Below are 21,252 nucleotides of genomic sequence, written 5' to 3'. Positions count from 1 at the left end.
ACGCGGCCGGGAGTCGCGGGCGTGCGGATTTTTACGGCGCGCGCCGCGAGCCGCGTTGCACAAACAACAAGAATAAAGGTCGGAGACCTGGTCAATCATGGTTCAGCCGCTTGCGCGCTTCTTGCGCCCCGATTGCGTTTTCATTACGCGACGTTACGCGAGCCGCGCCATGTCACGCTTGCCACGCCTCCTTCCTGACCGAGCCGCCTTGCGTACCGCGCCTTGCACACTGCGTGCATTTGAGCGCCGCGCTCGACCGCATTTTTCAAAATAGCCCCGGAGGAGAGACCCGTGACCGACCAACCTGATTCGAACGATACCGGAGCCGGCCGTAGCTGGCTCTGGATCATCCTGCTGATTCCCTACGCCGCGCTGCTGTGGCTGCCGTTCTACAACGACACCCGTCCTTCGTTCGCCGGCTTTCCGTTCTTCTACTGGTATCAGTTCCTGTGGGTTCCGTTGACCTCGCTGCTGCTGTACATCGTCTACCGGAGCGCCAAATGAACGACCTCAATCCCGTCAATCCGGTCGCGATGACCGTTTTCATCGCGTTCTTCGCGCTCGTCACCGTGGTGGGTTTCTTCGCCGCGCGCTGGAAGCGCGGCGACCTCACGCAACTGCATGAGTGGGGTCTGGGCGGCCGCCAGTTCGGCACCGTGATTTCGTGGTTCCTCGTGGGCGGCGACTTCTACACGGCGTACACCGTGATCGCCGTTCCCGCGCTCGTCTACGCGGTGGGCGCTTACGGCTTCTTCGCGCTGCCGTACACGATCATCGTGTATCCGTTCGTGTATGCCGTGATGCCGAAGCTCTGGAAAATCGCGCACGCGAAGGGCCATATCACCGCCGCCGACTTCGTACACGGCGAATACGGCGGCAAGTGGCTGCCGGCCGCCATCGCCCTGACCGGCATCGTCGCGACCATGCCGTATATCGCGCTGCAACTCGTGGGCATGCAGGTGGTGATCAAGGGTCTGGGCGTAAGCGGCGAATTGCCGTTGATCGTCGCGTTCCTGATTCTCGCGCTCTACACGTACACGAGCGGCCTGCGCGCGCCGGCGATGATCGCCTTCGTCAAGGACATCATGATCTATATCGTGGTGATCGCGGCGGTGTGCCTGATTCCGGTGAAGCTGGGCGGCTACGGCCATGTGTTCGACGCGGCCGATACGTACTTCAAGGCCAAGGGCGGCGCGACCGGCATTCTGCTCAAGCCCTCGCAATTCACGGCGTACGCGTCGCTCGCGCTCGGTTCCGCGCTGGCCGCGTTCATGTATCCGCACACGATGACGGGCGTGCTCTCGTCGGCGTCGGCGGCCACGGTCAAGAAGAACGCGATCTTCCTGCCCGCCTACACGCTGCTGCTCGGCCTGATCGCGCTGCTCGGCTACATGGCGATCGCCGCCGGCATTCACGTGAAGTCGGCCACCGACGTCGTGCCCGCGCTGTTCGGCACGCTGTTCCCTTCGTGGTTCGTGGGCTTCGCCGCCGCCGCGATTGCGATCAGCGCCCTGGTGCCGGCCGCGATCATGTCGATTGGCGCGGCGAACCTCTTCACGCGCAACTTGTGGCGTCCGCTGGTTTCGCCTTCGATGTCGCCCGCCGGCGAAGCCTCGACGGCCAAGATCGTCTCGCTCGTCGTGAAGTTCGGCGCGCTGCTCTTTATCGTGGCGCTGCCGACGCAGTTCGCGATCGACCTGCAATTGCTGGGCGGCGTGTGGATTCTGCAAATCTTCCCGGCCATCGTGTTCACGCTGTTCACGCGCAGGCTGAATTCGACGGGCCTGTTCATCGGCTGGCTGGTGGGCATCGTGCTCGGCACGACGCTCGCGGCGCTGCAAGGTCTGAAGCCCGTGTATGCGCTGCACCTCGGCTCGGACGTGTATCCGCTCTATATCGGCCTGATCGCGCTGGTGGCGAATATCGTCGTGACGGTGGCGGTCTCGTTCGTGACGCCGGCTCGCCAGAACGCGGCGCGCCAGGCGGCCGCTTGAGCCCCATCGCATAACACCGCCGCCAAGGCGGATTGAAGCTGGCGAAAGGCAGATGCAGCGCTTCGGCGCGCATCTGCCTTTTTTGTTTTGTCCTTGCCGCCTTGCGCGTGCTGCGCGTGGTGCGCGTGGTTATCAGGGCTTCACGAACCTGAGCGTCATGCGATCCGATTCGCCGATTGCGGCATAACGTGCCTTATCGGCATCACCGCCCGCGTAGGTGGGCGGAAGCGACCAGACGCCGTGCGGGTAATCCTTGGTGTCCTGCGCATTCGCGTTGATTTCGCTGCGCGCGTCCAGCACGAAGCCCGCTGCTTTTGCGTGCTCGATCACATAGTCTTCGCTCACGTAGCCGGTGTCGATCATCTGCTGCACGCTCGCGCCCGGCCGCGCGCGATGTTCCTCCACGCCCAGCATGCCGCCCGGTTTGAGCGCGCGATAGAACGCCCGCAGGTTCGCGTCGAACTGGCCGTCCTTCATCCAGTTGTGGATATTGCGGAACGTGAGCACGCGATCGAAGCGGCCGTTGGCGTCGAAACCCGCGAATTCGCCGGCGTGCAGCGTGCCCACCGTCACGTTGCCGTAGATCGCGGGCGCGGCCGCCAGCTTGCGCGCGTAGGCCGCGTCCGTCGCGCGATCCTCGTTCGCCAGTTGCGCCGAAGTGCTCACGTATTGCGCTTCGTAAAGCTGCCCGCGATCGTGCAGATACGGCGCGAGAATGTCCGTGTACCAGCCGCCGCCCGGCGCGATTTCCAACACCGTTTGCGCCGGGCCGACCTCGAAGAATCGCAGCGTTTCCAGCGGATGCCGATAGCGGTCGCGCGCCTTCGCTTTCTCGCCGCGCTGCGTACCCTGAATGGCCGCGTCCAGCGACGCCGCATCCACGGCCGAAACCGACGAATCGCGCGACACCGCTTGCGGCGGCGACGAGCATCCGGCGCTCATGAACGCGGTGCATGCCGCCGCGACGGCAAGAACGAGCGAGAGCGCGGGCTTGCGCGGCGCGCGGCGCGAGTGGTTGGCGAAGCGGGTAGCGGTCATGTCGGTCGTTCTGGCGGGTTTTTGAGTTGCCATACGATACAAGCTTTCCGCAACCGCCGCCCGCGCGCAAAACGCGCCATCGGCCGAGGATCGGCATCGCGCTCAAGTCACGCGGCGATCCTCGACAATCAACATGTCGACAGGAATGTCGACGGCAACGCCGCTCGTGGTCAACCCGGCTCGGCAATGCGCGGCAGGCGAATGGAGATCAGCAGGCCGCCTTGCGGCGCGCGGGCCGCGACGATCGTGCCGTCGTGCGCTTCGACGATGCCGCGGCAGATCGGCAGACCCAGGCCCGCGCCGCCCGTCGAACGGCTGCGCGACGCCTCCACGCGATAGAAGCGCTCGAACAGCGCGGCCAGCAACGGCTCGGGCACGCCCGGCCCGCTGTCGGCGAAATCGATCTGCACATGCGTGGCGTCCTGCCGGGCGGACACGAACACGTCGGCGTGCGCGTCGGCGCAATGCACGGCGTAGCGCATGGCGTTCTCCAGAATGTTGGCGAAAACCTGCTGCAAGCGCCGCTCGTCGCCGCGCACCCAGAGCGCGCGCTCGGGCAGCGCGACATGCTGGCCGATGCCCGCGCCCGCGAGCCGCCGCGCGCTCTTGCGCAGCGTGTCGCGCAGCGTTTCCGCGAGGTCGATTTCCTCGTGGTGATAGCGCAATGCGCCCACGTCGGCGAGCGAGAGGTCGTAGAGATCGTCGACAAGACGGCTCAGCCGTTTGACTTCCGCGCCGAGCGACTGCACGGCTTCGAGGCTGACCGGGCGCACGCCCACTTCGATCGCCTCGATCTCGCCGCTCATGACGGCAAGCGGCGTGCGCAGTTCGTGCGAAATATCCGCCACCAGCGCCGAGCGCATGCGCTCGTTGCTTTCGAGCGTTTGCGCGAGATGGTTGAAGTCGGTTTCGAGCTGGCCGATATCACCGCCGGATTCGGTCGGCACGCGCACGGCCAGATGACCGCCCGCCAGCGCGTGCGTCGCGCGGGCAATGCGCCGCAGCGGCGAAGCGAGCGCGCGCGCGAGCCACAGCGTGACCAGGATCGCCAGCACGCCCGCGGCGAGCGCGATGGCCCAGCTCGCGCCCTTTTGCGACTCCTGGAACCGCAGGTCGCCCGCCTCGGTCGCACGCTCGAACGGCACCATCAGCACCCAGCCGACCGTCTTGCCGTCCACCACGATGCGCCGGCTCGGGGAGCGCGCCGTGTAAGACGGATTGCCGAACACGTATTTGCGGTTGGCGTCGAGCAGCGTAAGCCGCGTGTTGGTGCCGATCAACACCGAAACCGGTTCGCTCGGCAACGGCGCGCTGCCCGCGGCGGCGCGCGCGTCGAGATCGTAGGGCCGCATGATCTCGTGCCACAAAAGGCGATTCTGCTGCACGAATTCCCAACTGCCGTGCTCGCGGTACGCGTTGGCGAGCGGCACGACGCTGGCCTCGAGCCGCTGGGTTTCCTGCTGCTTGAGGTAGCCGAGAAAACCGTACTGGAAGCTCAGATGCGCGCCGAGCGCCATCGCGCCGATCAGCAAAAGGTTGACGATCAGCATGGCGACGAACAGCTTGCCGGTGAGGCCGAGTCGTCGCGGGCGGGGCGTGGGAGCATGCATGCGCGTCATTCTAGGCTACGGCGGCGCGCCTGGCCGCCGCGCGCCCCGCGACAAGGCAGCGAGACACCGCATCCGCGTAACGAAAAATCAATGCCGATGAAGGCTTCCCGGACGAACGGGAAGGTTTTGCGTGTTCGCCTGCGGCTCCGGCGCGCCCGGTCCGCCGCGTCGCGCCGCACCCCGCCCCGCCATTTCCGCCGCGCCGATAGAAAGGACTTGACGCGACTCCGGATACGGCGTACCTTCAAGGGGTTAATCTTCTAGCTGTGTCTGCTCACCAGTCGCCGCGAATCGCGGTTCTCGTTGACCCTCCCCGCTTGATTTTTATTCGCAACCCTTCTGGGTGCGGTTATTTTTTATTCGTCTTTTTAAGGATTTCTTAGTGGAAACCGGTACCGTCAAATGGTTTAACGATAGCAAGGGCTTTGGCTTCATCACCCCGGACAAGGGCGGCGACGACCTGTTCGCACACTTCTCGGAAGTGCGCGGCACGGGCTTCAAGACCCTCGCCGAAGGCCAGAAGGTCAGCTACGAAACCAAGCGTGGTCCGAAGGGCCTCCAGGCTTCGAACATCACGCCGCTGTAAGTGGTTTGCATCGCGCTCTCCCTGTGGAGAGCGCGATTGTCCTGTCTCAGACCGTGGCAGTTGAGCGCCACGCGTATCTCGTGCGGGTTGCCTCGCGCGTGTTCCCTGCGCTTGCAGACCGAACATGCTGCGTGCCTGCGTACCCGATTTCGTCTTTGCGGTTGGCCAAGGTCAAGCGCCGGCGATCCCTGCTTCCGGTTGGCTCTTTACGAGCACGCGTTACCCCGCGCCTTGGCGGATTGCTGGCAATGGCCGGTTCGACTGCCCCGGCTTGCCGACGGTCTCGCCGCTCATGGCCCGCCCCCGCCGCGTTCGCGCATTGCCGCGGGTGCCGGCGATGCACGGAATGCGGGCGTACCGGCACTGTGCCGTTGGCGCATGGGGCGACGCACGCAGCGTTGCATATTTCAGGAGAAATGAATTTGGCGAAGGAAGAATTGCTTGAACTCGACGGTGTCGTCGACGAAGTGCTGCCGGACAGCAAGTACCGCGTGACGCTCGAAAACGGCGTCGTCGTGAACGCCTATGCTTCGGGCCGCATGCGCAAGAATCACATTCGCATCATCGCCGGCGACCGGGTCACGCTCGAGTTGTCGGTCTACGACCTGTCGAAAGGTCGAATCAATTTCCGGCACAAGGACGACCGGGCTTCCGCGGGCCAACCGCGCCCCGCCGCGCGTCGCCGCTAAAGCCGCTTTGCCGCCCACGGCGCGGCCTGTCTCGTGTCTCTCGACAGCCTCGACAGCCTCGACAGCCTTTCGACAGCCGACTGCGCGCCGTGGCCGCGCGTTCCGATCGCCGGACCACGCCAGGCACGGCGTCCGCCCGCCGATTCGGTATCGGCGCCGTATCAGCGCCGTATCAACCTCTCCGTGCCTGGATTCGATGCCGCGCAACCGCGCGCTTGAACGGCTGGCGACGGGCTTCCTCTCTCTCGTAGCGCCAACCACTTCCGCCCTGCCGGACTCGCCGCGCGCCCGCGCCGCGCCTTCGCTCACACGTTGAACTGCTTGCCCACGTAGTCGATGTGTACGTACATGGCGCGCTGCGCGGCGTCGGGGTTGCGGTCGCGAATCGCGTAGTAGATCGACTCGTGCTGATCGAGACGGCGGCGCGCCTGGCTTGCCGCGTTGGCGTTGTTGACGGTGGCGTCGTAGGTGTTGCTCGCGATATGGTCGCGCAGCATGGCGATCACGCTGGCGTAGAACTGGTCGAGCAGGCGGTTGTGCGAAGCGGCGGTCAGCGCGGTGTGGAATTCGCCGTCCGTGGCGGCTTCGGCGTCCACGTCGGCCTGCGTGACGGCATCGCGCATGCGTTCGAGAATGGTCTCGAAGCGCTCCAATTCATGCGCCGACGAACGCAGCGCCGCAAAACGCGCCGCCGCGCATTCGAACACGAGGCGAAATTCGAGCGTCTCGGAGCGCAGCGGCGGCGTATCGGCAATCAGTTGCAGCCACGGCGCGGCCAGTCCGGCCGGCTTCGCGCGCAGCAGATAAACGCCGCTGCCGCGCCGCGTCTCCAGCACGCCCTTGCTCGCGAGCCGCCCGATCGCCTCGCGCACCGTCGCGCGCGACACGCCGAACGATTCGGCGAGCGCGCGCTCCGAAGGCAAACGCTCCTCCGCCCGCCAGCGCCCTTCCCGAATGTCTGTCTCGATGCGCCGGACCGTCTGGGCCAGCGCGCCCGTCTGCTTCGAACGACTTTCCACTTTCGATTCTCTGTTCGCTTTTGCGCTCGCTACGCTGCGCGCTTCGTTGTGCGCTTCGTTGCGCGATGAAGGCGCGGAAAAAGTGGCCTGACCAATTTGCGCCCGTCTCCTGGCCGCCGGATCATGTGCTCGCGCCGGACCCGCAACGCTCGCAAGCCGCTACGACGAGCCGCGCCCGGCCTCCCCCCACAATCAGGAGGCACCATGAGCCAGGCTACGCTCGCCATCAAACTGCACGATCTCGACGACGTGCTCATCGCGCGCGGCGCACTCGCCGCCGGAACGATTCTCGCCGATTTCGACAATCTCGTTTGCGCCGCCGACATTCCCGCCGCCCACAAGGTCGCGTGCCGCGATGTCGCCGAGGGCGCGCCCGTGCGCCGCTACGGCCAGATCATCGGCTTCGCCACGCAGCCCATTCGCGCGGGCGATCACGTCCACGTCCACAATCTGTCGATCGGCGAGTTCAGCCGCGACTATGCGTTCGGCGAAGACCTCAAGGCCGTCGAACCCGCGGCCGCGCCGCTCACCTTCAACGGCTTTCGCCGCGCCGACGGCCGCGTCGCGACGCGCAACTACATCGGCGTGATCAGCACGGTCAACTGCTCGGCAACGGTCACGAAGCTCGTCTCGCAGCATTTCAGCGCGCCGGGCGCGCTCGACGCCTATCCGAACGTCGACGGCATCGTGCCGATCACGCACAGCTTCGGCTGCTGCATCGACCATCACGGCGAAGGCATCGCACAACTGCGCCGCACGATCGGCGGCTATGTGAAGCATCCGAATTTCGCGGGCGTGGTGATCGTCGGGCTCGGCTGCGAGGCGAACCAGATGGGCGCGATGTTCATTGCCGAGGGCGTGGAGCCAGGCCCGCTGCTCGTCCCGCTCGTGATGCAGGAAGAAGGCGGCACGCAAAAAACCGTGGACGCCGCCATCGCCGCCGTGCAAGCCATGCTGCCCGTCGCGAATCAGGCGGTGCGCGAACCGCTGCCGGTTTCGCACATCAACATCGCGCTTCAGTGCGGCGGCTCCGACGGCTATTCGGGCATCACGGCGAACCCCGCGCTGGGCGCGGCCGTCGACCTGCTCGTGCGCCACGGCGGCACCGCGATCCTCTCGGAAACGCCCGAGATTTACGGCGCCGAACATCTGCTCACGCGCCGCGCGGTGAGCCGCGACGTCGGCGAAAAGATCGTCGAGCGCATTCACTGGTGGGAAGCCTACGCGGAGCGCGAAAAAGGCAGCATCGACAACAATCCGACGCCCGGCAACAAGGCCGGCGGCCTCACGACCATTCTCGAAAAATCGCTCGGCGCGGTCGCGAAAAGCGGCTCCTCGCCGTTGATGGGCGTGTACCGCTATGCGGAGCCGGTCGATACGAACGGGCTCGTGTTCATGGACGCGCCGGGCTACGACCCGATGGGCGCGACCGGGCAGATCGCCAGCGGCGCGAATCTCGTGGTGTTCACGACGGGCCGGGGCTCGTGCTTCGGCGCGAAACCGGCGCCGTCCATCAAGCTCGCGACCAATTCGCCGATGTATCGCCGCATGGCCGACGACATGGACATCAATTGCGGCGACATCATGGACGGCACCGCGAGCGTCGAGCAAAAGGGCGAAGAGATTTTTCGCATGATCGTCGAAGTCGCCTCGGGCGCGAAAAGCAAGAGCGAAGCGCTCGGCGTGGGCAACGAGGAGTTCGTGCCGTGGATGATCGGCGCGCAGATGTGAGCGCTGCCCGCGTGAGACCGATGCGCATGTCGTGCCGTGTCGACCGGATGCAAGGACACGGTGCGGCGACCTGATGCAAGGGCACGATGCGATGACGTGACGCGATGACGTGAAGCATCGACCTGAAATACGAAAGCCGGCCGGACGCCAACGCGCGTCCGCGCCTGAAAAAGAAGGAGACTCAACATGAAAATCAAGCAGGCCATCGAGCGCTTTCCCGGAGGAATGATGGTCATTCCGCTGCTCTGGGGCAGCGTGCTCAATACGTTCGCGCCGCGCGTGCTCGGCATCGGCAGCTTTTCCACCCAGCTCGCGCACGGCGCATTGCCGATTCTCGCCGTGTTCTTCGTCTGCATGGGCGCCGAGATCCAGTTTCGCACCGCGCCGCGCGCACTGCGCAACGGCGCGGCCATCACGCTCGCGAAACTCGTGAGCGGCGTGCTGATCGGTCTCGTGGTCAGCAAATGCTTCGGCGCGCAGGGCTTTCTCGGCCTCTCCGGCATGGCGATCATCGCCGCCGTCACCAACGCGAACATGGGGCTTTACGCGGCGCTCACGCGGCAATTCGGCGACGAGATGGATCGCGGCGCGCTTGCCGTGCTCTCGATCCTGGAAGGCCCGTTCGTCACCATGGTCGCGCTCGGCCTTTCGGGTCTCGCGAAGATTCCCGTCATCGACCTCGTGGCGACGGTGCTGCCCATCGTCATCGGCATGGTGCTTGGCAACCTCGACCCCGACATGCGCAAGTTCCTCAAGTCGGGCGGCGATCTGCTGATTCCGTTCTTCGCGTTCGGTCTGGGCGCGCAAATCAATCTGCATGCGATTCTGGGCGCGGGCTTGTCGGGCATCGTGCTCGGCCTGATCACGCTGGCCGCGGGCGCGGTGTTCAACGTGCTGGCGTCGCGCCTCGTGGGCGGCTCGGGCGTGGGCGGCATGGCGGCCGCCACGACGGCCGGCAACGCCGTTGCCACGCCCACGGCGATCGCCGCCGTCGATCCGCGCCTGGGCGCGCTCGTTTCGGTCGCGACGCCGCAAATCGCCGCCTCGACCATCGTCACGTCCCTGCTCGCGCCGCTGATGACGGCCGCTTACGCACGCTGGCGCGCGAAGCGCGCGGCGACGAAGGCAGCGCCCGCCGTGCCTCTCGCGGCGCGCGCGGAGAGCACGCAATAAGGTGCGGAACCTGCGCGGCCGTGCAGGTTCCCGTCGGCCAACACGCCCGCACGCCAACGCGCCCCAACCGGGAAACGACGTGGAAAACAGTCTGCCGGCGCAAAGCCATCAGAAGGCGGCATTTTTTCTGCCCGCATACCGACGCCTGCCCGACAGGCGCTCGCCGACCCGAGGAGGCTGAAACGCCGCGCCGTGACGTTGACACGCCCGATGCACGACGCGGGCCGCCGCGTGGACCTGGCGGTCCCGGCCGGCCCTACCCGCGCGCGGAGCGGGATGCGTTCAGGCGGCCGTACACGAACTGCCCGAGATACCAGCCCAGCTCGGCACGGGTGAGGATGTCGTCTTCCGTCACCTCGGCGGGCTCGAGTTTCATCCGGCGCAACATCAGCTTGCCTTCGCGCGACGCAACCCACGCGCGGACGAAATCGCGCCTCGTTTTCGTGTCGGAGGCAACGTAGTATTCCCGGCCGCGCTGCGCCTCCTCGTTCAGCCGCGCGCGCGATTCCTCGTCGCGCGAGGCAATGCTCTGGACGACCGCCGCGCGAGACTCGTCCTTTTCGGCGCCTCCCTGAACCTCGGTGGTCAGCAGCTTTGCCTGGACCTCGACCATCGTGCGTTCGGCGTCGGACATCTTCCAGTTGTCGCGCAAGGCCCTCATCAGATAGCCGGACGGGCTTTTCTTCACCTGCCCGCGATGCAGCCTGAAACGGGTGTACTCGATCGCCTGCTGAATGCGCTCGTCCGTCCAGGCGTCGCGGTTTTCAGAGATTTCCGTGAACTGGCGCGGCGAGAGATTGAACTCGTCCTTGAGCACCTTGTAGACATGACTCGCATCCGCGAGACTCGCCATGACGGCGTCGGCCGTCTCCTTGCGCCTCAAGACGAAGCGGATACGGTCGATTTTCTTCGACGAAGTGGACTCGGTCCGGGTCTCGTAGGAAAGCTCGATATCCGATATCTCGTTGATTTCCTTGACGGCGGGCTCGAGCCAGTCGCGCTTGAAATATTTGAAGATGGCCGCGTTCGCGCCGATCTTGCCAGGCCAGGTCCGCATGACGTCGAGCGGAATCCAATCGGTACGCCCGGAAGGCACGCTCGGCAGCACCTTGTCGTAGATCGCGCGCGCGAGGCTGCGGGTGAACGCGGTGGAAATGCGCAGGCTTAGCCAGTGCGAGGTGCGCGGATCGCGGATATGCGGCACCAGCGTCGGATGCACGTCGAAGCGAATGCGCCCGCGATGAAACGCGACCAGCCCGATCAGCTGAACCTGCACCCAGAGATCGTCCTCGCGCGGATCGCGATCGCCTGGCGTGTTGGTGACGCGGATCTTCGCGTTCTGCGCCTCGTCGGCGATCGTGCGCAGATGCTTCAGATTGCGGCTGTCATAGCGCATCAGCCACTTGAAGTAGTTCAGCTCGACGTCGAACTGGTTGAGCGGCTGCGGCTCCTGGGCCACGAGAAAGTAGGCGGCGTCGAGAAATCGGCGGGCGGGCAGGCCCATGTTCACGATTTCGGTGAAGAAGTTGTTGCGCTGGTAGCCGATCTCGCGACTGGCTTCGTTGACCGGCAATCCGAGGTCGAACATGTCTTCGAACAACGCCAGGGCCATCTGCCGAGGCGTGGTGTTCGCTCTGCCCTGATCTGGATTGTCCGATGCCATTGCCGATGTGCCCGTCTACGAGTTTTGCGACTTTAACACTCGTGGGTGAGCTGTCAACACAAGGAACCTCACCATGCGCACCGGCGCCGCGACGCGTGGCGCAATCGCGCGAGACATGCACAACGGACCTCACCGTGCGCACACAAAACCTCACCGGCAGGCGACTTCGGCTTCGTAACGAACTGATTGCAATGGGAAATCACCGAAGTCGCCCGGTGCGCACACGGAACCTCACCTCTGTGGATAAGCGGCGAGCTGCACAACGCGCTTCACCTTGCCGTCCAGCAAAAGCACACCTTGACGTGGAAAGAATCTCACCTAAGAGGCACAACTAACCTCACCATCAGCACAGCGAATCTCACCTTTGCAGTGTCAAGCATCTGATTTAAAAGGAAATCCGTTCCGCTGTTTGTTTGTTCGTTCGGTATTTTAGGTTTACAAAAACAACCAACAAACGCGGAGCAACGAAAATCGTGTCCGGCATCGGGCACGCCCCCGGGGCTGAGTTGACTCGAAAACGAGGCCTCAAACAGGGTGAGGTTCATTGTGCTTGTGATATCTCGCGGAAATCTCGCTCATGAAGTGGTGTGATTGGGCGATTCGGTAACGCCCAAGGTGAGGTCAATTGTGCGTTCGAATGGTGCATGGTTCCACTTGAACGCTGTGAGCAGTCATCGGTGCGATGAAAACGGACCGAAGGTGAGTCCGTTTGTGCTCGGCAGGTTCGTTACGTTTGGTTCCGATCTGGCAAATTTGCGAAAATATCCAGAAAAATCACATGTTTACATGAAATTAGATCGCAAATTGCAAGCGTTTCCTGTATTCTGAGCTTTATCGAAATTTCTTCGAAAACCTCAGAATGGTAAAAACAAGCCAACTTCCTGCTGTTGACCGAACTGTGCTGTTAGAACAAATCAGCGAGTTCGCCGAAAAAGTATCCATTTTTACGGATGAGCTGCGGGAAACGATCCTCGCGCCGCGCCCGCGAAAGGCTGCTCCGGTTTTCAAGACCGGCGAGATCGCGGCGATGTGCAATATCACGCACTCGCAAGTTCAGTATCTCGCAACCAAGGGTGATGGCGAGCTTCCGCCTGGCACGGCTGCGGGCACCGGCCGCACGCGCACTTTCACCCTGGAAGAAGCGCGAATCTGGGTGCAAAAAGTCTCCGACATCTACCAGACTCCGCTGGTAACCGGCACCAGGGAGCCGGACGGCAAAATCATTATTACCGCCCAGCTCAAGGGCGGCTCCGCCAAGACTACGACAACAATGTGCCTCGCTCAAGGCCTGACGCTTCGCGGCCGCAAGGTGTTGGTCGTGGACCTGGACCCGCAGGCTTCGCTTTCGGAATTGTGCGGACTCTACGCCGAGAAGGACGTGACACCGGAAGACACCGTACTGCCCTACATCTACGATCAGGAAATCGAAGGCGGTCTTGGCGCCCGCATACAGTCGACGTATTGGGATGGCCTGGACGTCATCCCCGCGCATACCGAATTGATCGGGGCGGAGTTCCATTTGCCGGCCATGCAGAAAATCAAGCCGGGGTTCAAGTTTTGGACGGTGTTGCGTGAGGGACTGGAGCCGTTGCGCAAGAAGTACGACTACATTCTGATGGATACGTCGCCATCGCTTTCGTATATGAACCTGAATGCGCTGCTGGCCGCCGATGCGCTTGTGATGCCGATGGTTCCCGAAAACCTGGACTTCATCAGTTCGCTGTCGTTCTGGCGGTTGTTCTCGGATGTATCGAAAAGCTTTATCAAGTACGAGCAAGGCAAGAAGTACGATTTTATCTCCCTGCTGTTGTCGCGGGTCGACTACGGACGAACGTCGTCGGCGCCCATCGTGCGAGCCTGGGCCGAAAGCGCGTACGAAAACTGGCTGCATGCCATTGAGGTGCCCGCGAGCTCGGTAATGAGCACGGGGGCGCTGGCTTTTTCCACAGTATTCGATATCAGCAGCAGCCATAGCGCGGCAAAGGCATTGCAGCGCGTGCGTCAGCCGCTGATCGACTACTGCCGTTGGCTAGATGAAATTTACGAAGAAAAATGGAGGACCGCGCAATGAGCAATATGCGTGAACAGCTTTTGGCGAAGACCGCTGGTATCCGGAAAACTTCGGCAATTGCGGAAGGCGAAGTCCGGCGCACCGAGCGGACGCAGACAGCACCTGGGATGGCCGGTGCGCTTGCCGTTGCGCAACTGCGCATTCAGGAACTGGAGGCCGCCGGCGTCGCGTCTCAACTGCCGGTCGCTGACATCGTGCCGAACCCGTGGCAACCGCGACGCGTGTTTAATGACGCGCGACTCAGCGAGCTTGCCGAGTCGGTGCGCGAAGTGGGCCTGGTTCAGCCGATTGTCGTGCGACGCGTGGAGTCCGGATATCAGATTGTTGCAGGCGAGCGGCGGTGGCGTGTCCACAAGATGCTGGATCTGGAAATGATCAAGGGCGTCGTTGTGGAATGCTCGGACTCGGACATGGCGGTGCTGGCGCTGGTCGAGAACGTAAGCCGCGACGATCTGAGCGATTACGAGATTAGCGTTTCGATCAAGCGCACCGAAAAGGAGTTTCCCGACCGTAAGCGGTTGGCCGAGGCGTTAGGGCTGTCGCGCTCGGGACTGTTCCAATTTTTGAGTTTCGCAAAATTGCCGCCATTCATTCTTCACGATCTCGATATCCAACCGCGTTTGCTTGGCGCCAATGCGGCGGATGCCATCGCGTCGACAATCCGAAAATTCGGCGATGCAGGGCTGGCCGCCGCGAAGGAGGTTTGGCCTGAAGTGGTTTCCGGCGATTTGCCACAAGGGAAAGCGGCGGCGGCAATCAAGACACTGGCTACGCGCGGTGTAGCGCCGGCCGGATCTCACGAGCGGAGCATTGACAAGTTCTTTGCGGGGAAAGAACACGCCGGGTCCATAACGAAGGACGCCAATGGTTTTGCGGTCAAGTTTAAGCCCGGAGTGATGACGGAAGAACTTGAAGCGCAGATTAGGAGTCTTATCAGCCAGACGTTTCAGCATCGGCCGAAGTAAGCGGGCGTAGCTGTTGGATCAAAGATCGCCCGCCCTTGTGCGGGCTTTTTGTTGGGGTGGTCGTTTTGGACGGGGTTGGATTGAGTCCATAGTATGGACTCGATGGTTGGCCGTGAGATGTGTTCCGGGTTGACCGCGACCTAAGTGGGTGGTGGCCGTCGCGGGAGGTTTGCCTTTCTCGGTTCACGTCGCGGTTTTCGAGTCCATAGTATGGACTCGTTCGATTGGTCCGGATATGCGTTAAGCGAGCTCTCGAAGTGTAACGTCCATTGCGCGCGAAGGGTGCGGGCATTTGCTTTGGACACACTTCACATCAGGCAGCACCGCAGCGAGGCGACCGCAATATCACTGGGTTCTGACCGGGCCTCGCGCATCGCTAGCCAATTTTGTTCGGGCGGCCGAAGCGAATGCACCGAGTTGCTCGGACTGTAAGTGCCCGGAGTCGTCGAGAGTCCATACTATGGACTGAGCAGTGCTGGTCCGGCATAGCTTCGTCAGGGCCAATCTTTGTGGCTGCCCCCCTTAGCTAATTGCGAGAAAAATAAACCCATAGCGGAGAGATGGCCACTGCGCGAGCATAAACGGAGGCGCTGAACTAGCGCGTGCCGCATTGCAATCGCGCGATACTTATCCACACAGGGAGCCAAATGCGGTCGTTGAACTTACACTTGCCGCCCGCCTTGAACCGCACACGTCATTGGCCAATCCCGTCCGGTATGCCACAAGGATAATTTTGTTCGGCTGTAGGCGCAGGTGCCATACGATGTCGCCTTCAGTGTTGCACATCAAATTTCCGTTCGTGGAATGTCGATGCGTCGCTCGTCAGGGACACGCATCGAGAGGTAGGTAGCGCTATCGGCGCGGGCCTGATGCGAATGCGGCGCGTACTCGGGAACGTCGGTGTTTCGTGTGCGTTTCGTTTGGATGCTTTGGGGGAAATTTGGCGGAAGACCCCGTCGAAGCCGGATAAAACTGCACCCAAATTGATTGGTTGCGGTTATAGCGTCGTGCTAACTGCTTATATATCCGTCCGATTCAGTGCTCGGATTGCCAGTGCGCCTACTCAGCAGGTGTGCGGATGCACGCTGCAACGGCGGGGCAGCACATCCATGGCGTGAGACGTTGACGCATGAATAGGCTGCCACAATTCATGTTGCGACGGTAGCCACTGGATGCTTTCCATGAAGGCCGGCTTCATCAAAAGCTACTGGCTAAAGTTGTCGACGGCATTGAGGACAGGGCGGGGAATTCAAACAGCCGCCCTTTTAAACTTGGTCGTGGCCTTCGCTTTTTGATACCAATCGACCTTAAGTGAGATGCAATGGGAACTCCGGGTACATCTGAAGAACACGCGCGGCGCGGAGTTAAAGGTTCTTTATAGGTATTAGCCAGTCATCCTTGAAAGAACCACGCCGAGGCACTCGTTCGCCGCGCCACTGGCGCTCGGGCCGCCAAGGAGCGCTTCCTACCATGACGGCCAATACGTCTCCCAAATATATAGCGATCGAGCAGGGAGCCAAGTGGTCGATGAAGGATCCAACCACGATTCAACTCAGCACCCCGCCTCCTTGCTTGGATGCTCGACGGGTACAAAGACAGGCCACCTTTATCTCGCACCAGGGAGCAGTTCGCTATCTGTATAGACACAATTGTCTCGTGCGGAAACGGCCCGCCAAGCGAAAAAGCCCGCCTCTACAATACAATTTGTTGCAACTAACGGATCAATTTTGTTGGGTGAGCTCATTTTTGTCACGTTCCATCTTCGCTTGGTCAGGAAGCACGCAACTGACGATGGCTCCCGCTGTCGCCAGCAAGCTTTTCGTACTGACTTTTCACACCGAAAATCCGTGGAACAATGTAAAGAAAACCATGAGCCACAATAAAGGCAGACAGAACAAGGATTTAAGCGAAATTAGCGTCCCATGTTTCACGAAAAAAGGGACGATAGAAGTCGGAAATCTCATTTAGCCATTAAGTGGCAGCGAAGTTTAGTCCCGATACGCCGTCATGTATCAAAAAATACGTAATTTGTAGCGGAGACCTGAGGCGCAAAGTCAAAATATCCCCCAGCAAGGACCGACCGTTGGAGGGAATTTGCGCTGGGTGTCGTGGCGCTTGCGCAAATCAAGGTTCCCACGTGCCGCACATTCAACGTGACCAGATTTGGCAATAGAAAAACAGACTCGCCCCGCCGCGAGCGTCGCTTACGACACCGCGCGCAAAATTCGCCGCCGATCAGTCATGAACTCGAATTTTCACCGACGTCCGCGAAGCTGCGACGTCACCATACACATGAATATGAAGTTGCGCGGTAAGCACCACGCTAGTCGAGCCGCTTACGCGGCAGTGTCTCAATCGCCGCACGCGAACCACCAACGCAAAACGAAACCAAATCATTAAGCGACCGACGCCACCACCCGGTATCCCTGCTTTCGTTCATCGCTCACATAACCAGTGCCATCGAATCTCCACAGATAAAGCCTGAGCCGAACGACGTCGCTCGCTTGGCATTAGCCATGCGTGTCAACCCATGCGCGTGCCCAGGCCAACCCAACGTCCTGCGCTTCCTCTTCGGAATTGAACAGGTCCAGAATGCCGGAGGCTTCAACCAGTTTGTGGCCAAGGGTGATCGTGCCGCTTGCCGCGTAGCGCTCCGGTTCGAGCAGTTCGGCTTGTTGTGCGATGGCGTGGCCCCACAGCACATAACCTTTATATGACTCTCGTTCCATAAAAATGGTCTCGGTGGACACGCAAGCGTGCGGCTCGTACCGCAATTCGAGTGCCTATTATGACTCGCAGCGTGCGCGCCACCGTGTGCATTCGTGCGCGATCTTGATTCGTCGCGACGCTTGAAGCAACGCAAACCCAGGCCGCGAAATCAGCACGGATACGCGAAAAGATTCACGACCTGACGCACAACCACGACGTAAGCGGTGCGAGCACCGCGACGCATGCCGGCAATGTCGCGGTCGCAAGTCGGGCGTATTTATGGTCGCAACGAGGAGCGCTTCGGTTGCCAAGGTATCTCGGGCCGAACTGCATTTGCGATACGAAGGGTTGGCTGCAATCCCCGTCCGTTGGCGCCCGAAACGAAATCGTCTGTGTCGTCGCGCTAGAGGTTCGGTGGCTCGCCGAGGATCGCAAGAGAGGATGGAGCCGCATCGGTTGCGAACGCCATCCGATAAATCGACGGTCGATGGCGCGGCTGCGGTGCCTCATCGAAAGTCCGCGCGCCATAGCGGCCCACCAGGCGATGACGCCGCGCGCCGCGAGCGGTTACGCCGCCAATTTGAGCGCCTGCGCGAAGTCCGCGATCAGATCGTCGGTATCTTCGATCCCGGCGGACAGACGCAGCATGCCGTCGGAAATGCCCATTTCCTTGCGCGTTTGCGCGCCGGCCTCGAAGAAGATCGTCGGCGCAACGGGAATGATGAGCGTGCGCGTGTCGCCAAGACCGGTCGCCTTGATCGGCAACTGAAGCGCGTTCACGACGTCGATCATGCGGTCGGCATTGAGCAGTTCGAACGACAGCAGCCACGACGCGCCCTTGAACAGCGTCTGCGCGATCTCGTATTGCGGGTGGCTCTCCAAGCCCGGATAAAACACCTTGCCGATCGCTTCGTGCGCTTCGAGAAATTGCGCGAGCGCGAGCGCGTTGTCGCTGCTTTGCTTCACGCGCAAGGCGAGCGTTTCCGCGCCCATCGCAATGCTGTGCGCCTGCTCGGAAGAAAGCGCCGCGCCCATGTCGCGCAGCCCCTTCTTGCGAATCTGCAACAGCCCTTGATCCTTCGCCGCCGAACGTCGGTAGTCGTCGGCAATGTTCGGATACGCGCTCCAGTCGAACAAACCCGTGTCGGTCACCGCGCCGCCCAACGCCGCGCCGTGGCCCGCGATCGTCTTCGTCAGCGAATTGATGACGAGGCTCGCGCCCACCGCTTTCGGCTTGAACAACGCGGGCGAGGTGATGGTGTTGTCGACCACGTAGACGATGCCGCGCTCGCGGCAAATTTCGCCGATGCCTTGCAGGTCGGGAATCTGCGTGCCCGGATTCGCGATGGTTTCGACGAACACCATGCGCGTGTTCGGGCGGATCGCGTTTCTGACATTCGCCGCGTCGCAGGCATCGACCGTCGTGACCTCAACGCCCAGCGAGCGTAACGTGCCGAACAGGCTGTTGGTGTTGCCGAACACATAGCGGCTCGACACGAGGTGATCGCCCGCGCGCAGCAACGTGAGAAACGTCGCGGTGATCGCGGCCATGCCGGTGCCGAAGCAGATCGTGCCCGCGCCTTCCTCGAGGCTGGTGATCTTGCGCTCGAGCGCGGCGGTGGTGGGCGTGCCCTGGCGCGCGTAATTGAAGCCGCCTTTTTTCGTGCCCTGAAATACGCCGATCAGATCCTCGACGCGCTCGAATCCGTATTGCACGGACGTGTGGATCGGCTGGCGCACGCCGCCGTGCTCGCTGCCCGAAATCCTGTCGCCGTGAACGATGCCAGTGGTGAATCCTTGCTTGCCCATCCCATCTCCAATTCAGGTCGATTGCTTCAGGCCGATTATCGCCCGTAACCTTGGCGCGCGGAGGTTTTGACGCGTCTTTCGGCCGGCACGCGAGAGCTTCGGCGCGACGAACTTCGCGATCGCGTGCCGCCCCTCTATGCAACTAACTGCCAAGTCGGTCCGCCGCAGCCGGCAACTTCCGGCAAACGATGCAAGGCAACGATTCGATCGGCGCCGCAACAGCGAATTCGCCGTCCCGCGAGTTGACTGACTACGTCCGCGCGAACAGACTCTAGCAACCTCGATCAGCGTGGGAGCCAGCGTGGCCAAACCGGACCTTTCCGATCGCAAGCCCGCGAAAACGCACGCGATTGCCGCGCAGGCGGCCCCCTGCGACGAACTCGTGATCCGTGCGCAGCCGAATGCCGTCGATCGCCCATGCCGGCGCAAGCGCCTCGCGCTTGCCGCCACGATCCTCGGTTCAAGCATGGCATTCATCGACGGCTCCGTCGTCAACGTCGCGCTGCCGTCCATTCAGAGCGAACTCGGCGCCAGCGTCGCGGCCATGCAGTGGGTTGTCAACGCGTATCTGCTGTTCCTCGGCTCGCTGGTGCTGGTCGGCGGGTCGATGGGCGACAAGCTCGGCCGCCGCACCGTATTCGTCGCGGGCATCGCACTTTTCACGCTGGCGTCCGCCGCCTGCGGGCTCGCGCCGAACGCAGCGGCGCTGATCGGCGCGCGCGCGGTGCAAGGCGTGGGTGCGGCGTTGCTCGTGCCCAGCAGTCTCGCGATCATCGGCGCGGTGTTCGACGACGCCGCGCGCGGACGCGCGATCGGCACATGGGCCGGCGTCGGCGCGATCACGTCGGCGGTGGGGCCGGTCGCGGGCGGCTGGCTCGTCGACGCGTTCTCCTGGCGCGCGATCTTCTTTCTGAACGTGCCGATTGCGGTGCTCACGATCGCGCTCGCGATGCCGTCCGTGCCCGACAGCCATAGAGTCGATGCGGCGCAACCGCTCGACTGGCCCGGCGCGCTGAGCGCGGCGGCGGGGCTCGCGGCGCTCACGTTCGGTCTGACCGAGGCTTCAGCACACGGCTTCGCGCATCCGGTCGTGCAGTCGGCGATCGGCGGCGGCGTGCTCGTGCTTGCCGCCTTCGTGGCGATCGAAGCGCGCAGCGCCTCTCCGATGATGCCGCTCGACGTGTTCCGTTCGCGCGATTTCACGGGCGCCAATCTTGTCACGCTGCTGCTTTATTTCGGGCTCGGCGGCATATTTTTCTTTTTGCCGTTCACGCTGATTCGCGCTTACGGCTACAGCGCGACCGCAGCGGGCGCGGCGTTGCTGCCGGTTCCGGTCATTATCGGCGTGCTCTCGCGTTTTACCGGCGGCCCGACGAGTCGCTTCGGCCCGCGGGCGCTGCTGACCGTCGGGCCGGCGGGCGCGGGAATCGGTTTCGCGTTGATGGCGCTCGGGGCACGCGGCAGCTACTGGACGGGCTTTTTTCCGGCGCTCGTCGTGCTCGGCCTCGGCATGACGATCACGGTCGCGCCGCTCACCACAACGGTGATGAACGCGGTGACGAGCGAGCGTACCGGCGTGGCGTCCGGCATCAACAACGCGATTGCGCGCGTGGCGAGCCTGCTCGCGATCGCGGTGCTCGGCATCGTATTCGTGTGGTCGCACGACGCGGCGTTATCGGCGCGGCTCGACGCGCTGCATGTGTCTCGTGACGCGCGTCAGGCGGAACCGCCGTTGGAGGTGGATGCGCCGGGGGACCGCCGCGCGCCGCGCTCGCCCGCGGTAGCGCGCACGCAAACCGACGCCATTGTCGCCGCGCTGCGTGCGGTTGCGCTCGTATGCGCCGCGTGTGCATTTGCCGGTGCGGGCGTTGCGTTGGCAACGCTGCGGCCGCTCGGACATGCGACGCGTGATGAACCTGCGCAACAGTAAATCGGCAATTAATACGGTTAATACGCACTCCGTATTAACCGTGCGCCCGCCGATAGTGTCGATAAACTACGTTGTTTCGCCGATTTTGCGCACGCCCGCATAGAGGTCGAGCATCGTCATGTACAACGATGCCCGATCCGCCGACGAACCGCGATCTCGCATTCCGCCGATGCAGAAAATACCGGCCGCGCGGATAAACGGATGCGCCCCAGAAGGCGTTTTATCGCTACCGAATACGCGGAGGGAACGGTTTATATCCGCGCGA

General features: G+C 62.7%; 15 protein-coding genes. 9 read left to right on the top strand and 6 right to left on the bottom strand.

All coding sequences use genetic code 11. The annotated features are described in order from the left end of the window. The first annotated feature begins 291 nt into the window (after positions 1-291). Both U5805_RS03955 and mctP read left to right on the top strand, forming a co-directional pair. Entirely contained in the window at positions 292-504 is a 213-nt protein-coding gene (locus U5805_RS03955; RefSeq protein WP_322102133.1) for a DUF3311 domain-containing protein, read from the top strand. Further along, positions 501-1,994, top strand: coding sequence for a monocarboxylate uptake permease MctP (gene mctP / locus U5805_RS03950; RefSeq protein WP_322102132.1), 1,494 nt, complete (start codon positions 501-503; stop codon positions 1,992-1,994). Before U5805_RS03955 ends, mctP begins: the two co-directional genes overlap by 4 nt. A gap of 132 nt (positions 1,995-2,126) precedes the next feature. Here mctP and U5805_RS03945 read toward each other — a convergent pair whose 3' ends face one another. After that, positions 2,127-2,936, bottom strand: coding sequence for a methyltransferase (locus U5805_RS03945; protein ID WP_322102352.1), 810 nt, complete (start codon positions 2,934-2,936; stop codon positions 2,127-2,129). A gap of 266 nt (positions 2,937-3,202) precedes the next feature. Continuing rightward, the gene (locus U5805_RS03940; RefSeq protein ID WP_322102131.1) at positions 3,203-4,642 is read right to left on the bottom strand and encodes an ATP-binding protein; all 1,440 of its coding nucleotides are present in this window, start codon (positions 4,640-4,642) and stop codon (positions 3,203-3,205) included. Between the two features lie 382 nt (positions 4,643-5,024). Between U5805_RS03940 and U5805_RS03935 the strand changes: the two genes are divergently transcribed. Continuing rightward, a complete protein-coding gene (locus U5805_RS03935) occupies positions 5,025-5,228 on the top strand; it encodes a cold-shock protein (protein WP_065064791.1) in 204 nt (67 codons plus the stop codon). Positions 5,229-5,650: 422 nt separating this feature from the next. Next, complete coding sequence (infA, locus tag U5805_RS03930; RefSeq protein ID WP_322102351.1) at positions 5,651-5,917, top strand: translation initiation factor IF-1; 267 nt, start codon at positions 5,651-5,653, stop codon at positions 5,915-5,917. A 305-nt stretch (positions 5,918-6,222) separates the two neighbouring features. Here the strand turns inward: infA and U5805_RS03925 are convergent, their stop codons facing one another. Further along, a complete protein-coding gene (locus U5805_RS03925) occupies positions 6,223-6,936 on the bottom strand; it encodes a FadR/GntR family transcriptional regulator (RefSeq protein WP_322102130.1) in 714 nt (237 codons plus the stop codon). A gap of 204 nt (positions 6,937-7,140) precedes the next feature. Here U5805_RS03925 and U5805_RS03920 point away from each other — a divergent pair, with 204 nt between their 5' ends. Together U5805_RS03920 and U5805_RS03915 are read left to right on the top strand one after the other, a co-directional pair. Next, the gene (locus U5805_RS03920) at positions 7,141-8,667 is read left to right on the top strand and encodes an altronate dehydratase family protein (protein ID WP_322102129.1); all 1,527 of its coding nucleotides are present in this window, start codon (positions 7,141-7,143) and stop codon (positions 8,665-8,667) included. Between the two features lie 186 nt (positions 8,668-8,853). Further along, positions 8,854-9,840 (top strand): 2-keto-3-deoxygluconate permease, encoded by a 987-nt coding sequence (locus U5805_RS03915; protein ID WP_322102128.1) that lies wholly within the window; start codon positions 8,854-8,856, stop codon positions 9,838-9,840. Between the two features lie 256 nt (positions 9,841-10,096). Here U5805_RS03915 and U5805_RS03910 read toward each other — a convergent pair whose 3' ends face one another. Beyond that, complete coding sequence (locus tag U5805_RS03910) at positions 10,097-11,503, bottom strand: replication initiation protein (RefSeq protein ID WP_322102127.1); 1,407 nt, start codon at positions 11,501-11,503, stop codon at positions 10,097-10,099. Positions 11,504-12,362: 859 nt separating this feature from the next. Between U5805_RS03910 and U5805_RS03905 the strand changes: the two genes are divergently transcribed. Further along, positions 12,363-13,574 (top strand): ParA family protein, encoded by a 1,212-nt coding sequence (locus U5805_RS03905; protein WP_322102126.1) that lies wholly within the window; start codon positions 12,363-12,365, stop codon positions 13,572-13,574. Continuing rightward, a complete protein-coding gene (locus tag U5805_RS03900) occupies positions 13,571-14,539 on the top strand; it encodes a ParB/RepB/Spo0J family partition protein (protein WP_322102125.1) in 969 nt (322 codons plus the stop codon). Before U5805_RS03905 ends, U5805_RS03900 begins: the two co-directional genes overlap by 4 nt. Before the next feature lie 2,510 nt (positions 14,540-17,049). On the opposite strand, the gene U5805_RS03895 is transcribed toward U5805_RS03900, so the two are convergent. Beyond that, positions 17,050-17,268, bottom strand: coding sequence for a hypothetical protein (locus U5805_RS03895; RefSeq protein WP_322102350.1), 219 nt, complete (start codon positions 17,266-17,268; stop codon positions 17,050-17,052). A 547-nt stretch (positions 17,269-17,815) separates the two neighbouring features. Then, positions 17,816-19,057, bottom strand: a complete 1,242-nt coding sequence (locus U5805_RS03890; protein WP_322102124.1) for a cystathionine gamma-synthase family protein — start codon at positions 19,055-19,057, stop codon at positions 17,816-17,818. 301 nt (positions 19,058-19,358) lie between these two features. Between U5805_RS03890 and U5805_RS03885 the strand changes: the two genes are divergently transcribed. Further along, a complete protein-coding gene (locus tag U5805_RS03885) occupies positions 19,359-20,987 on the top strand; it encodes an MFS transporter (RefSeq protein WP_322102123.1) in 1,629 nt (542 codons plus the stop codon). Positions 20,988-21,252 lie beyond the last annotated feature (265 nt).

This window comes from Paraburkholderia sp. J41, assembly GCF_905220235.1.
Classification (GTDB): Bacteria; Pseudomonadota; Gammaproteobacteria; order Burkholderiales; family Burkholderiaceae; genus Paraburkholderia.
This window is presented reverse-complemented; position numbering and strand designations above follow the sequence as displayed.

Bases quoted from the DNA above. Each gene is read 5' to 3' on its own strand.
- U5805_RS03895 (WP_322102350.1), bottom strand. From the start codon at position 17,268: ATGGAACGAGAGTCATATAAAGGTTATGTGCTGTGGGGCCACGCCATC.
- mctP (WP_322102132.1), top strand. From the start codon at position 501: ATGAACGACCTCAATCCCGTCAATCCGGTCGCGATGACCGTTTTCATC.
- U5805_RS03915 (WP_322102128.1), top strand. From the start codon at position 8,854: ATGAAAATCAAGCAGGCCATCGAGCGCTTTCCCGGAGGAATGATGGTC.
- U5805_RS03890 (WP_322102124.1), bottom strand. From the start codon at position 19,057: ATGGGCAAGCAAGGATTCACCACTGGCATCGTTCACGGCGACAGGATT.
- U5805_RS03945 (WP_322102352.1), bottom strand. From the start codon at position 2,936: ATGAGCGCCGGATGCTCGTCGCCGCCGCAAGCGGTGTCGCGCGATTCG.
- U5805_RS03905 (WP_322102126.1), top strand. From the start codon at position 12,363: ATGGTAAAAACAAGCCAACTTCCTGCTGTTGACCGAACTGTGCTGTTA.
- U5805_RS03910 (WP_322102127.1), bottom strand. From the start codon at position 11,503: ATGGCATCGGACAATCCAGATCAGGGCAGAGCGAACACCACGCCTCGG.
- U5805_RS03940 (WP_322102131.1), bottom strand. From the start codon at position 4,642: ATGCATGCTCCCACGCCCCGCCCGCGACGACTCGGCCTCACCGGCAAG.
- U5805_RS03920 (WP_322102129.1), top strand. From the start codon at position 7,141: ATGAGCCAGGCTACGCTCGCCATCAAACTGCACGATCTCGACGACGTG.
- U5805_RS03900 (WP_322102125.1), top strand. From the start codon at position 13,571: ATGAGCAATATGCGTGAACAGCTTTTGGCGAAGACCGCTGGTATCCGG.